Origin of the sequence: Archangium sp. (assembly GCF_036388035.1) — a bacterium.
Lineage (GTDB): Bacteria > Myxococcota > Myxococcia > Myxococcales > Myxococcaceae > Archangium.
The window spans coordinates 1-12,450 of sequence record NZ_DASVSO010000516.1; the positions used below are offsets into that span (position 1 = coordinate 1).

The following is a 12,450-nucleotide window of genomic DNA, read 5'->3' on the forward strand; positions in this document are numbered from 1 at the left end:
CTCCAAAGAAGCACGCCTGGGGCACCGTCTGCGGCGCGCCCCACCCCTGCAGCTCCAGGGGCCGGTCCGCGGTGAGCACCACCAGTGGCACCTGCGCCATCGAGGCCTCGATGACCGCCGGGTAGAAGTGCGCCCCGGCCGTGCCACTCGTGGCCACCAGCACCACCGGCGCGCGCGAGTGCTTCGCCATGCCCAGCGCGAAGAAGCCGGCACTGCGCTCGTCGATGACGGACCAGGTGCGCAGCCCCTCGGTACGGGCGCACGCCAGCGCCAGGGGCGAGGAGCGCGAGCCCGGGCACACCACCGCGTGACGCACGCCTCCACGAACCAGCTCCTCCAGCAACACCCGTGCCCAGAGCTGATTCAGGTTGGCGTCAGACATGTCCTCCTCCGAGGGCCCGTAGCATGGCCAGGCTCTTCATCTCCGTCTCGCGCCACTCCGACTCGGCGCTGGAGCCCGCCACGATACCAGCACCCACGAAGAGTCGGGCCCGAGATCCCTTCACCCGCGCCGAACGCAGCGCCACCATCTGGTGCGCCCGCCCGGGTCCTACCCAGCCGACCGGTCCCGCGTACCAGCCCCGGTCCAGGGCCTCGTGCTCGACGAGGAACTCCAGCGCCCGCTCCCGGGGCGTGCCGCCCACCGCTGGGGTGGGATGCAGCACCGAGACGAGCTCGGCCACCCCCACCCCCTCGCGCAACTCGGCGCGGATGCCGGTGCGCAGGTGCACCACGTTCTTCAGGGTGAGCAGCGCCGGCTCGGCGTCCGCGTCGACGCGCTCGGTCAGCGGCTTGAGCGCCTTGAGGATGTAGCGCACCACCGCCTCGTGCTCGCGACGGTCCTTGTCGCTCGCCTCCAGCGCCCCGGCTTGCGCGGGCGACGCGGAGCCGGCGAGCGCCTCCGTCTCCAGGTGTCGCCCCTCCCACCGGCACAGCGTCTCCGGCGTGGCCCCCAGGAAGGCCGTCCCGTCTGGCGCCCGGAAGAGGAAGGTGGCGCAGCGTGGGTTCTGCTCGCGCAGCCGGGCCAGCACCTCCACCACATTAAAGGAGCGCTCGCCCTCCACCTCCACCGCCCGCGCCAGCACCACCTTCTGGAGGCCCCCGGAGGAGATGGTCTCCACCGCGCGCTCCACCCGCCCCTCGAAGTCCGGCCGGGACGAGGACAGCCGCAGCGTCTGGGGCCCGCCGCCCACATGGCGGTAGGTCGTCGGGAAGGCCGCCGCCACCCGCGCCAGCCGCGAGCGCACCACGTCCTCGGCTCCAGGCCCCTCGGGCATGAAGGCCGCCACCGCGAGGCTCGCGCCCTCGCGCCACACCACCACCTCCGGCAGCGTCCACCGGCCGAAGCCGAAGGGCACCCAGCCCTCGTCCCCCCCCGCCCCCGAGAAGCGCATGCCGCCAAACCAGGGACCGGGCAGCGCGACGGGGGCCTCGCCCAACCACCGCACCGAGGCCGGCGCGGAGAGCGCCCTGAGCACCGCCTGGGCATGCGAGGCGCTCCGGGCCTCGACCGCCGCCGCCTCGCCCCACCCCGCCACCGCCTCCCGCGCGAGCGGCCGCTCCCAATAGATGGACGGCTCGCCCAACACCTCCGCCCCCGCGAGCGGATCCACCGCGGCCAGGGCGACTACCCCGGCCACCCAGCGGCTCCCTTCAGCGGGTTCGAGCGTCGTCATCAGCGGTCCTCATCCGAAGGCCCTGCCACCTGCCGAGGCAGCAACCTCTTGTTGTTCTGTACGCCGGTTTGGCTATACAAGCATCACGGGGTTCAAAACAACGTGAACTCCACAGGGAACGGGAGGCGCCGGTGAGCGGCAAGCCAGATGGAATGCCCCGGGTGACCCGGGCCGCGAGGCCCGAGGGGACGCGTGTGCGTGTGGGGCGGGTGGAGATTGGCGGCCCCGGTTTCGTGGTGATGGCCGGCCCCTGTGCCGTCGAGGGCATGGAGCAGACGGAGCAGACGGCCGCCGCCGTGGCCGCCGCTGGCGCCCATGTCCTCCGGGGTGGGGTATTCAAGCCGCGCACCAGCCCCTACTCCTTCCAGGGGATGGGCGAGCCGGGCCTGCGCGTGCTGGCCGAGGCGGCGCGCAAGGTGGGGCTGCCCATCGTCAGCGAGGTGATGGAGACCACGCAGATTCCGCTCATGGAGGACTACGTGGACATCCTCCAGGTGGGCGCGCGCAACATGCAGAACTTCTCGCTGCTGCGAGCGCTGGGCAAGGTGCGCAAGCCGGTGCTGCTCAAGCGCGGCATGGCGGCGACGGTGCAGGAGTGGCTGCTGGCGGCCGAGTACCTCCTGGAGGGCGGCAACGACCAGGTGCTCCTGTGCGAGCGCGGCATCCGCACCTTCGAGACGGCCACGCGCAACACGTTGGACCTGTCGGCCGTGGCGCTGGCGAAGCAGCGCACGCACCTGCCGGTCATCGTGGATCCGTCGCACGCCACGGGCGAGCCGGAGCTGATTCAACCCATGGCGCTGGCGGCCGTGGCGGCCGGAGCGGACGGGCTGCTCATCGAGGTCCACCCGAGGCCCGAGAACGCCCTGTGCGACGGGCAGCAGGCCCTCACGCCGGAGCGCTTCCAACAACTGATGCGGCGTCTACCCGGTGTGCTACACGCCATGGATCGTCACCTTTGGAGGCCGGAGCTGCCGGCCCAAGTCGCGGGGGCTCGATGAGCACCGAAGTTCGTCAGATGTTCTCCTCCATCGCCACGCGCTACGACGTGACGAACGAGGTCCTGTCGTTCGGCATCCACCGGCTGTGGCGGCGCAAGGCCATCCGCCTGAGCGGCGCGAAGGAGGGCAACGCCATCCTCGACTGCGCCACCGGCACGGGCGACCTGGCCCTGGCCTTCAAGCGCACGGTGGGCACCTCGGGTCGGGTGGTGGGCACCGACTTCTGCAAGGAGATGCTGGACAGCGCTCCGGCCAAGGCCGCTCGCGAGGGGCTCCAGGTGGAGTTCCAGGTGGCCGATGCCATGGACCTCCCCTTCGCGGACGCCACCTTCGACGTGGCCTCCATCTCCTTCGGCATCCGCAACGTGGATGACCCGGTGAAGTGCCTCAAGGAGATGGCCCGCGTGGTGCGCCCCGGCGGCCGTGTGGTGGTGCTCGAGTTCGGCCAGCCCACGGGCCTCTTCGGCGGCCTGTTCAAGCTCTACAGCAAGGTGATCATGCCGGCCATCGGCGGCCTGCTCACCGGCAATCGCGCCGCCTACGAGTACCTGCCTCGCACGGCCGCCGCCTTCCCGGCCGGGGAGAAGTTCCTCTCCTTGATGGATCAGGCCGGTGCCTACAAAGAAAGGGTGGCCCACCCGCTGACGTTCGGGACATCCTACGTCTATGTCGGGACCGTCCGCTGAGCAGAAGCACCGGCTCGTCCAGGGAGTGCTCGAGGCCGTGGATCCACGGCTCTCGCCCGGGCTGAGGGAGGAGCTGTCGCGGCCCGGCCCCCGCTCCCTGCCCGCCGAGGGGCAGCTCGTCGTCATCGGCGGCCACCGCTCCGCGGGCAAGACGCGACTGCTGCCCCTGGTGAGCGCGCTGCTGGGACGGCCGGGGTTGGATCTCGATGCCGAGCTGGAGCGCCGCGCCGGCCGCCCCCTCAAGGAGTGGGTCGCCGAGGACATGAACGGCTTCCGCGCGGCGGAGCGGGCCCTGCTTCAGGACATGCCTCGCGGGAGCGTGGTCGCCGTGGGCGGCGGGTTCATCTCGAACCATCCGGAGGCCCTGGCCCCCTGTTACACCCTGCTCGTGCCCATCTCCTTCGAGACCTACCGCGAGCGGCTCCTCGCCGACACCACCCGGCCTCGCCTGCGCCCCGGCATGTCGCTGGAGGAGGAGCTCCACTCCGTCTACCACCAGCGTCAGGTGCTCCACGCTCGCGTCTCCACCGTGAGCCTCGCCGAGTTCCTCCGCTCCTTCGTGTCACTCGGGAGCCCGCCATGAGCCCGGCCCGCCGCGTCGTCACCCTCCCTCCGAGCCTCCAGGGAGCCGAAGCCCTCCGCTTCGCCGCCGACGCTCGGAGCCGGGGGGCCGACGTGCTGGAGGTGCGGACGGATCTCCACCCCGCGGAGGCCGTGGACGCGGCGGCGCTGGCCGGAGTGCTGGAGCTGCTCGTCTCCGAGCGTGGGACGCCCCTGCCTCCAGCGTGGGTGGCCGCGGCGCGGTGGGTGGATCGGGACGTCGTCCACGCGAGCGAGCTGGCCGCGCCCGCCGGGAAGCTGCTGGCCTCGCACCATGCCGAGCGGCCCCTGTCCACCGAGGAGGCCCTGCGCCTGTGGGACGTGGCGCTCCCGGCCGGGGCCCTGGTGAAGCACATCGAGCCGCTGGGCGAGGCGTCCCAGGCGCGGATTTCCGTGCTGCGGGAGACGCAGGCGCGCCTGGGGGCCCGTTTCGGAGCGGAGCGGGTCACCGTGCTCGCGATGGGGCCGGTGGCGCTTCCCGTGCGCGCCGTGCTCGCCCGGCGCAACGTGCTCGATTACGTGGCGCTCGGCGGGGATTGGAAGGCGGCCCCGGGGCAGAGGTTGCTCGCGGATGCCGTCCGGGAGGCCCGTTCCCCGCACTCCACCCCGGAAGGAGCGGGACGGCTGGGGATTCTGGGGACCTCGATCGCGCACTCGCGCTCGCCGCGCATCCACCGCCAGCCCTTCGATCGCATCGACATTCCCGAGGACGCTCCCGTCGAGTCCCTCGTGGACGCCCTGCTGCCCCACTACCGCGGCTTCGCCGTCACCAGCCCCTTCAAGATCCGCCTCGCCAGGCACACCGGCTCACGGCTCGACGCCATCAACACGCTCGTGCGCCGCCGCGACCGCTGGGAGTCCTTCAATACCGACACGGAAGGCGCGCGGACCGTCCTCGAACGGCTGGATGCTCGGGAGGCCTTCGTGCTCGGAGACGGAGGGGCCAGCGCGGCGATCCGGCTCATGGGCGCCGAGGTCGGCTGCCAGCTTCGCTTCCTGCGTCGCGCCGGAATCTCCGAGCCCCTCGGCGGTTCTGGAATCTGGACCTGGCCCGATCGGATCACCCCACCCGACGCCCTCCGCTTCGAGGGAGCCCGCGTCGCCGTCATCGCCTACGGCGCACCCGCGCGCCGCATCGCCGCTGAAATCACCCGCCGCGGGGGTACACCCGTGCTCCTCGGCGCGGCCTGGTTCATCGCCCAGGCCCGCCGGCAGCGCGCCCTCTGGGAGTCCGCCACATGAACACGTTCGGCACCCTCTTCCGCCTCACCACCTTCGGAGAGAGCCACGGTCCAGCGCTCGGCTCCATCATCGACGGCTGCCCCGCGGGCGTGCCCCTGGAGCCCGCGCTCATCCAGGCCGCGCTCGACCGCCGCCGCCCTGGCCAGTCCGCGATCACCACCGCGCGCGCCGAGGCCGATCAGGTGGAGATCCTCTCCGGCGTCTTCGAGGGCAAGACGCTCGGCACGCCCATCGCGGCCATCGTGCGCAACACGAATCAGCGCTCGGGGGACTACGAGAAGCTCAAGACCGAGGATCGCCCCGGCCACGCCGACGCCGTGTGGCGCGAGCGCTTCAAGCATCGAGATCACCGGGGCGGCGGGCGCACCAGTGGCCGCGAGACGCTCTGCCGCGTCATCGGCGGTGCCGTCGCCGAGGCGTACCTCGCCCAGGCCTTCCCGCAGGTGAGCACCGTCGCCTGGGTGTCGCAGGTGGGCAACCTCGTCTCGGCCGTGCCCGAGCCCGGCCTCACCCGCGCGATGGTGGATGCCCACCCCACCCGCTGCCCGGACCCGGTGGCCCGCGAGGAGATGTCCCGGCAGATCCTCGCCGCCAAGGAGGCCGGTGACAGCCTGGGGGGCTGCATCGACATCCGCGTCGAGGGCCTGCCCGTGGGCCTCGGCGAGCCCATCTTCGGGAAGATCAAGGCGCTGCTCGCGCAGGCGCTGGGCAGCGTGGGCGCCGTCACCGGCGTCGTCTGGGGCCCGCCGGATCTGCTCGCGCGCATCGAACAGCCCGGCAAGGTCTTCCACTCGCGGAAGGACACCTACGGCGGCATCCAGGGCGGCCTGACCAACGGCGAGCCCCTGGGCGTGCGCGTCTTCTTCAAGCCTCCGGCGACGCTCGCGGAGCACGCCAAGGGCGGGCGTCATGACCCGTGCATCATGCCGCGCGCCGTCCCGGTGCTGGAGGCCATGGTGTCGCTCGTCCTGGCCGACCTCGTCCTGAATCTCAACGCCCGGCCCCACTCCGCATGAGCCAACTTCCTCCCGGCGCCTACCGTCCCGCCAACGACCGGTGGGGCTCCTTCAAACGCCTGTGCGCGAGCCTCCCCGAGGGCAGCCTCGCCGTCGTGGATCGCCGCGTGGCGCGCCTGCACCCCGCTGTGCTCACGGCCCTCCAGGCGCGCGAGCCTCGCGCCGTGGTCCAGCTCACCGGCGGTGAGAGCGCCAAGACCTTCGAGGCGCTGGAGCAGGTGGTGGCCGCGGGCCTCTCGATGCCGCGCTCGGGGACGTTGATCGCCATCGGCGGAGGCACCATCGGCGACGTGTCCACGGTGGCCGCGCACCTGCTGAAGCGGGGCGTGCGGCTCGTCCAGGTGCCCACCACGCTGCTGGCGGCGGTGGACAGCAGCCTGGGCGGCAAGGGCGCGGTGGACATGACCGTGCGCGGGCGCGTGGTGAAGAACCCGGTGGGCGTCTTCCACTACGCCGAGGAGGCCTGGCTCTGCCCGGAGCTCTACGCCACGCTCTCGGACACGCAGCTGCGCGAGGGCGCGCTCGAGGCCTGGAAGATGGTGGCCAGCCTCGACGCGGAGCTCTTCCACGCCTACACCCGCCGGGAGCCCGCGCTGGAGCGGCTGGTGAAGGACGCGCGCCGCCTCAAGGAGTCCGTCTGCGCGAAGGACCCCTACGAGCACCAGGGCCTGCGGCGGGTGCTCAACTTTGGCCACACCTTCGGCCATGTGCTGGAGAGCGTGTCCCACTTCAAGCTGTCGCATGGGGACGCGGTGGGCCTCGGCATGCTGTGCGCGCTCGACGTGGGCCGCGCCATGGGCGTCACCCCCGAGGACGTGGCGTGGCGGGTGGAGGACGCCCTGCACCAGGGGCCTGGAGTGCTCGGCCGTGAACGGACGATGGACCTGCTGACGCGCGCGAAGCTGAAGGACGTGACAGCGCTCCTCTCCGCGGACAAGAAGGCCGGCAGTGCGGGAGAGCTGCGCATGGTGCTGCTCACCGACATCGGCACCGCCGTGGTGCGCGACGTCTCCGCGGACGTGTGGCGCGCGCTGTGGCCAGTCTGGACCCGAGGGGAACGCCCATGACGAAGATCCACGTCGACCCGAGCCACCTCACCGCCTCCGTCCTCACGCCGCCCCTCTCCAAGTCGGACGCGCAGCGGGCGCTCGTCCTCGCGCACCTCACCGGCGCATGGCCCCTGCCCCTGCTCGACGAGGAGCCCGAGCACTTCCTGGCCGCGGACGTGCGCGTGCTGCGCCGGGGCATCGAGGCGCTGCGCCTGCCGCCGGGCCCCGTGCGCGACGTGGACTGCGCGGACGGTGGAGCCCCCTTCCGCATCCTCGTCACCCAGTCGGCGGTGACGCCCGGCGCGCACGTGCGCCTCACGGGCACGCCCCGGCTCGGCGAGCGTCCCCACGGCCCCCTCTTCGAGTCCCTGCGCGAGGCACTCGGCCCCTCGGGCCTCAGCCTCACCGAGGGCCACCCCTGGCCGGTGGAGATCCGCGCCCCGAGCGCCAGCGGCGAGCCCGTCTTCCGGGTCCCAGGAGCGCAGAGCAGCCAGTACGCCTCCAGCCTGCTGCTGGGCTGCGCGGCCCTGTACCTGCGCGAGCGCCGCCCGTGGCGCGTGGAGATCATCGGCCCGCTGACGAGCGCGGGCTACCTGGATCTCACCGTCTCCTGGCTGCGCCGCTTCGGCTTCACGGTGCGGGAGTCCGAGGGCCGCCTGGAGGTGACGGACTACCGCGCCCCCGACAGGACTCCGGCGCTGCCGGGCGACTGGTCCTCCCTGGGCTACCTGCTGCTCATCGCCTGGCGCACGGGAGGCAGCGTGGAGCGCGCGGACCTCGCCAGCGCCCACCCGGATCAGGCCCTGGTGCGCCTGGTGGAGCGCGCGGGCCTCTCCACGAGCCCCGGCCCGGACGGCACGCTGCGCATGACGGGCACGGCGCGGGACGGGCTGGTGGCCTCGGGCAAGGAGTGCCCGGACCTGCTGCCCACGCTGGCGGCGCTCGCGTGCGTGCTGCCGCGCCCCTCCACGCTCACGGACGTGGGAATCTTGAGACTCAAGGAGAGCGACCGCCTGGAGGGCATTCGTACCCTGGTGGACGCTTTCGGCGGCTCCGCCCTGCTGGAAGGCGAGACGCTGACAATCCAGCCTCCTACCTCCCATCCGCCCCACTTCTCGATGGACAGCCGAGGAGATCACCGCCAGGCAATGGTCGCGGCTACGCTCTCTGTTCTGTCAGGAGTGCCCCTCACCTTGACCGGACCTGAATGCGTGGAAAAGAGCTTTCCGGGCTTCTGGCAACAGTTGGAGCGCACCGGGGTCCGCCTCACTACTTGAACGGGCGTTGCCCGGGGGGAAACGCGGCCCCCCCAGGTGTGGTTCTTTTTTGTTGAAAGCGCTCTGCCGCCTGTGAAAAGTCCCGCCCATGCCAAAGGACACGCTGACCATCACGGACAACCGGACCGGGAAGACGTACGAGGTCCCGATCGAGAACGGCTGCATTCGGACGAACAACCTCCGGCAGATCAAGGTCTCCGAGGAAGACTTCGGTCTGATGGGCTACGACCCGGCGTTCCTGAACACGGCCAACACCAAGAGCTCCATCACCTTCATCGACGGTGACAAGGGCATCCTCGAGTACCGGGGCTACCCCATCGAGCAGCTCGCGGAGAAGTCCTCGTACCTCGAGGTGGCCTACCTCCTGCTCAACGGCGAGCTGCCCACGCCCAAGCAGCTCGAGGACTTCACCTACCTCGTCACGCACCACACGTACGTGCACGAGAACATCAAGAGCTTCATGGACGGGTTCCGCTACGACGCGCACCCCATGTCCATGCTGGCCTCCACGGTGGCGGCGCTCTCGGGCTTCTACCCCGACGCGAAGAACACCAAGGACGAGCGCAGCCGCAGCATCCAGATCACCCGGCTCATCGCCAAGATGCCGACGATCGCGGCCTTCTCGTACCGCCACACCATGGGCCTGCCCTACGTCTACCCGGACAACGAGCTGTCCTACGTGGGCAACTTCCTGGCGATGCTCAAGAAGGTCGGCACCACCAGCTACAAGGTCCACCCGACGCTGGAGAAGGCGCTCGACATCCTCTTCATCCTGCACGCCGACCACGAGCAGAACTGCTCGACGACGTCGGTGCGCACGGTGGGCTCCTCCGAGGTGGATCCCTACTCGGCGGTGGCCGCGGGCATCGCGGCCCTCTACGGCCCGCTGCACGGCGGCGCCAACGAGGCCGTGCTGCGCATGCTGCGCGAGATCGGCCACGTCTCGAAGGTCCCCGACTTCATCAAGGCGGTGAAGAGCGGCGAGGGTGAGAAGAAGCTGATGGGCTTCGGTCACCGCGTCTACAAGTCCTACGACCCGCGCGCCAAGGTCATCAAGCGCGTGGCCGACGAGGTCTTCGACGTCACGGGCAAGAACCCGCTGCTGGAGATCGCCGTCGAGCTCGAGCGCATCGCCCTGCAGGACGAGTACTTCGTCAAGCGCAAGCTCTACCCCAACGTGGACTTCTACTCGGGCCTCATCTACGAGGCGATGGGCTTCCCGGTGGAGATGTTCCCGGTGCTCTTCGCGATTCCGCGCACGGTGGGCTGGTGCGCGCAGTGGCAGGAGATGGTGAAGGATCCCGAGCAGAAGATCGCGCGTCCGCGTCAGATCTACACGGGCTCCAAGCGCCGCGACTACGTGGCGATGACGGACCGCAAGTAGTCACTTCGCGGCTCCCGCCGTGAAAAAGAGGGCCAGGGTGAGGGTCGCCACAGACCTTCGCCATGGCCCTCTCGGCGTTTCAGGGCCCCGACACCCCGGCGCCCCTACCCCACCTGGACCTCGGCGTCCGCGGGGTCCTCCTCGGCGTAGAGGGACTCGATGAGGGCCTGGTGCCGCGCTTCGATCACCTGGCGGCGCATCTTCATGCTGGGGGTGAGCTCGCCGCCGGCGATGGAGAAGTCCTCGGCGAGCACGGCGAAGCGTTTGATCGTCTCGAAGCGGGCGAGGCGTGGGTTGACCTCGCGCTCGATGGCCGCGTGGAGGTGCTGGCGCAGGCGCGGGTCGGCGGCGAGCGCGTGGAGGTCCTCGGGCCAGCCGTGCTGGCGCGCGAGGGCGCGGGCGCGCTCGGCATCCAGGGTGAGGACGGCCACGAGGAACTTGCGCCGCTCGCCGATGACGAGCGCGTGGCCCACGGGCGGCACGGCCTTGAGGAGCTGCTCGATGGGAGCCGGGGCGGTCTTCTTGCCGCCGGAGGTGACGATGAGCTCCTTCTTGCGGCCGGTGATGTGGAGGTAGCCCTCCGAGTCCAGGTGCCCCACGTCCCCCGAGTGCAACCAGCCGTCCTGAAGCAGCTCGGCGGTGGCGGCGGGGTCCTTGTAGTAGCCCAGGCAGACGCCGCCGCCGCGCACGAGGATCTCCCCGTCCTCGGCGATGCGCACCTCCAGGCCCAGCAAGGGCCGGCCGAGCGAGCCCAGGCACGTGGCCTCGCGCGTGTTGAGGGAGGTGGGCCCACAGGACTCGGACTGGCCGTAGACCTCGCGCAGGACGACGTCGATGGAGGCGAAGAACTCGAGCACGTCGCGGCCGATGGGGGCGGCGCCGGTGGAGAAGAAGTGGGTGCGATCCAGGCCGATCTTCGCCAGCAGGGACTGGAAGACGGTGCGCCGCGCGAGCTGGTACTGCCCCTCCAGGTGCAGGGGGACGCGCTGGTGGCCCAGCGCGCGGGCATGACGCTCGGAGGCCACCGCGCGAGCCCAGCCCAGCACCTTCTGGCGCGACTCGGGCTGCTCACGGAGGCCCTGCTCGATGCGGCCCTTGAACTTCTCCCAGACGCGCGGCACGCCGAAGAAGATCGTGGGCCGGGCCTCGCGCAAGTCCTCGGGCACCGACTCCAGCGAGCGCGCGAAGTAGACCTCCCCGCCGATGAGCAGGGGCCCGTGGAGGCTGAGCATCTGCTCGGCGATGTGGGCCAGCGGCAGGTACGAGAGCAGCACCTCGCCGTCGTCCGAGCTCTCCGTGGCGCGCATCAGGCGCTGGGCCGTCCACACGAGGTTGCGGTGGCTGAGCATGACGCCCTTGGGGGTGCCAGTGGTGCCAGAGGTGTAGATGAGGGTGGCGAGCCCCTCGGGCTGGAGCGTGTTGACGGCGTTCCAGTAGGGCCCCTCGTCGACGCTGGTGCCTCGCGCGAGCACGTCCCCGTAGCGCAGCACACCCTCGGGGAGCGGGTCCACGGAGGCCTCCATCACGATGAGGTGCCGCAGCCGGGGCACGCGCGCCCGCACGGCGAGTGCGGTGGCCAGGGACTTCTCGTTCTCCACCACGAGCAGCTCCGCCTCGCAGTGTTCGACGATGTACTGGACCTGCTCCAGGCTGCTGGTGGTGTAGACGCCCACGGGCACACCGCCCAGGGCCATGGCGGCCAGGTCCGCCACCAACCACTCCTCGCGGTTGAAGGCCAGGATGGGAAGCGCGCTTCCACTCCGGAAGCCCAGCGCATGCAGCCCGAGGGCGAAGCGCTTCACCCGGAGGGCATACTCCTGCCACGAGGTGGGCACGTACGTCCGCCCCCTGCGCGTCCACAGGGCCGGACGGTGTTGCCTCCGGGTGGCTTGATCATGGAGCGCATGCACCATCGTCCTGGGGGTGTCCATAAGGCTCCCAGGGTACTGAAACGAGGTAGGCGCCCGCCACGGACGTTGACAGGCAACCGGAGGCCTATGTATTCCGCGCGACGCACATGACCATCGACCTGACTTGCCAGAAGTGCGAGGGCACCTTCGAGCTGGATGCTGGAGATCTCATCGAGGGGACGGAGAAGCTCGTCTGCCCTCATTGCGGTCAGAAGGTCGCCACCAACATCCAGGAGGACTTCGTCTCGGCCCTCACCGAGATGCGGACGCAGGTGGCCGTGCTGGGCAAGAAGTTCGCCGTCTCCATGTCGCTGGAGACGGAGGAGCTCGAGGACGAGATCGTCGACGAGGATGACGAGGCCGACGAGGACGAGGAGTCCGACGACGAGGAGCTGGACTTCGACGAGGACGAGGAGTCCGACGACGAAGAGGACTACGACGAGGACGAAGACGAGCGCTGAAGCTCGCCCGTCTACTGTCGCCGTCCGTCGTGAAGTGGGCGCAATCGAAGGGAGGCTGGGGAGCAGGCGAGCACGAGCCGGTGCCCTCCCCTCACCCGCGCACATGCACACGTTTGCAGGGTGAAAACGCCCATCGCAGCCACTTTCC

Annotated in this window: 12 protein-coding genes; 9 read left to right on the forward strand and 3 right to left on the reverse strand. The window is 70.7% G+C overall.

Annotated elements, in window-relative coordinates; genetic code table 11:
* Both VF697_RS20735 and VF697_RS20740 read right to left on the reverse strand, forming a co-directional pair.
* On the reverse strand, nucleotides 1-382 hold a 382-nt coding region (locus tag VF697_RS20735; protein ID WP_331097566.1), incomplete at its 3' end, for a thiamine pyrophosphate-binding protein.
* Nucleotides 375-1,676 carry an isochorismate synthase gene (locus VF697_RS20740; RefSeq protein ID WP_331097567.1) on the reverse strand — a complete coding sequence of 434 codons (1,302 nt, stop codon included), beginning with the start codon at nucleotides 1,674-1,676 and terminating at the stop codon, nucleotides 375-377. The genes VF697_RS20740 and VF697_RS20735, both read right to left, overlap by 8 nt.
* A 131-nt stretch (nucleotides 1,677-1,807) precedes the next feature.
* Between VF697_RS20740 and aroF the strand changes: the two genes are divergently transcribed.
* The 8 genes from aroF to VF697_RS20780 all read left to right on the forward strand — a co-directional run bounded on the left by aroF (nucleotide 1,808) and on the right by VF697_RS20780 (nucleotide 9,931).
* Nucleotides 1,808-2,677, forward strand: coding sequence for a 3-deoxy-7-phosphoheptulonate synthase (aroF, locus tag VF697_RS20745; RefSeq protein ID WP_331097569.1), 870 nt, complete (start codon nucleotides 1,808-1,810; stop codon nucleotides 2,675-2,677).
* Nucleotides 2,674-3,363, forward strand: a complete 690-nt coding sequence (ubiE, locus tag VF697_RS20750) for a bifunctional demethylmenaquinone methyltransferase/2-methoxy-6-polyprenyl-1,4-benzoquinol methylase UbiE (protein WP_331097571.1) — start codon at nucleotides 2,674-2,676, stop codon at nucleotides 3,361-3,363. Before aroF ends, ubiE begins: the two co-directional genes overlap by 4 nt.
* On the forward strand, nucleotides 3,344-3,946 hold the full coding sequence (locus VF697_RS20755; RefSeq protein WP_331097573.1) for a shikimate kinase: 603 nt from the start codon (nucleotides 3,344-3,346) through the stop codon (nucleotides 3,944-3,946). The genes ubiE and VF697_RS20755 overlap by 20 nt, the downstream gene beginning before the upstream one ends.
* Nucleotides 3,943-5,205: a shikimate dehydrogenase gene (locus VF697_RS20760; protein ID WP_331097575.1), complete on the forward strand. Its 1,263-nt coding sequence runs from the start codon at nucleotides 3,943-3,945 to the stop codon at nucleotides 5,203-5,205. The genes VF697_RS20755 and VF697_RS20760 overlap by 4 nt, the downstream gene beginning before the upstream one ends.
* Complete coding sequence (gene aroC / locus VF697_RS20765) at nucleotides 5,202-6,221, forward strand: chorismate synthase (RefSeq protein WP_331097577.1); 1,020 nt, start codon at nucleotides 5,202-5,204, stop codon at nucleotides 6,219-6,221. Before VF697_RS20760 ends, aroC begins: the two co-directional genes overlap by 4 nt.
* The gene (locus VF697_RS20770) at nucleotides 6,218-7,288 is read left to right on the forward strand and encodes a 3-dehydroquinate synthase family protein (protein WP_331097579.1); all 1,071 of its coding nucleotides are present in this window, start codon (nucleotides 6,218-6,220) and stop codon (nucleotides 7,286-7,288) included. Before aroC ends, VF697_RS20770 begins: the two co-directional genes overlap by 4 nt.
* Complete coding sequence (locus VF697_RS20775; protein WP_331097581.1) at nucleotides 7,285-8,547, forward strand: 3-phosphoshikimate 1-carboxyvinyltransferase; 1,263 nt, start codon at nucleotides 7,285-7,287, stop codon at nucleotides 8,545-8,547. The genes VF697_RS20770 and VF697_RS20775 overlap by 4 nt, the downstream gene beginning before the upstream one ends.
* Before the next feature lie 88 nt (nucleotides 8,548-8,635).
* Nucleotides 8,636-9,931 carry a citrate synthase gene (locus tag VF697_RS20780; RefSeq protein WP_331097583.1) on the forward strand — a complete coding sequence of 432 codons (1,296 nt, stop codon included), beginning with the start codon at nucleotides 8,636-8,638 and terminating at the stop codon, nucleotides 9,929-9,931.
* Nucleotides 9,932-10,035: 104 nt separating this feature from the next.
* Here the strand turns inward: VF697_RS20780 and VF697_RS20785 are convergent, their stop codons facing one another.
* On the reverse strand, nucleotides 10,036-11,862 hold the full coding sequence (locus tag VF697_RS20785) for a long-chain fatty acid--CoA ligase (protein ID WP_331097585.1): 1,827 nt from the start codon (nucleotides 11,860-11,862) through the stop codon (nucleotides 10,036-10,038).
* Nucleotides 11,863-11,948: 86 nt separating this feature from the next.
* Here VF697_RS20785 and VF697_RS20790 point away from each other — a divergent pair, with 86 nt between their 5' ends.
* A complete protein-coding gene (locus VF697_RS20790; protein WP_331097587.1) occupies nucleotides 11,949-12,302 on the forward strand; it encodes a hypothetical protein in 354 nt (117 codons plus the stop codon).
* The last annotated feature ends 148 nt before the right edge of the window (nucleotides 12,303-12,450 follow it).

Excerpts from the sequence above, each read along its gene's own strand:
- VF697_RS20770 (WP_331097579.1), top strand. The coding sequence starts at position 6,218 with ATGAGCCAACTTCCTCCCGGCGCCTACCGTCCCGCCAACGACCGGTGG.
- VF697_RS20785 (WP_331097585.1), bottom strand. The coding sequence starts at position 11,862 with ATGGACACCCCCAGGACGATGGTGCATGCGCTCCATGATCAAGCCACC.
- VF697_RS20740 (WP_331097567.1), bottom strand. The coding sequence starts at position 1,676 with ATGACGACGCTCGAACCCGCTGAAGGGAGCCGCTGGGTGGCCGGGGTA.
- ubiE (WP_331097571.1), top strand. The coding sequence starts at position 2,674 with ATGAGCACCGAAGTTCGTCAGATGTTCTCCTCCATCGCCACGCGCTAC.
- VF697_RS20790 (WP_331097587.1), top strand. The coding sequence starts at position 11,949 with ATGACCATCGACCTGACTTGCCAGAAGTGCGAGGGCACCTTCGAGCTG.
- VF697_RS20775 (WP_331097581.1), top strand. The coding sequence starts at position 7,285 with ATGACGAAGATCCACGTCGACCCGAGCCACCTCACCGCCTCCGTCCTC.
- VF697_RS20780 (WP_331097583.1), top strand. The coding sequence starts at position 8,636 with ATGCCAAAGGACACGCTGACCATCACGGACAACCGGACCGGGAAGACG.
- VF697_RS20760 (WP_331097575.1), top strand. The coding sequence starts at position 3,943 with ATGAGCCCGGCCCGCCGCGTCGTCACCCTCCCTCCGAGCCTCCAGGGA.
- aroC (WP_331097577.1), top strand. The coding sequence starts at position 5,202 with ATGAACACGTTCGGCACCCTCTTCCGCCTCACCACCTTCGGAGAGAGC.
- VF697_RS20755 (WP_331097573.1), top strand. The coding sequence starts at position 3,344 with ATGTCGGGACCGTCCGCTGAGCAGAAGCACCGGCTCGTCCAGGGAGTG.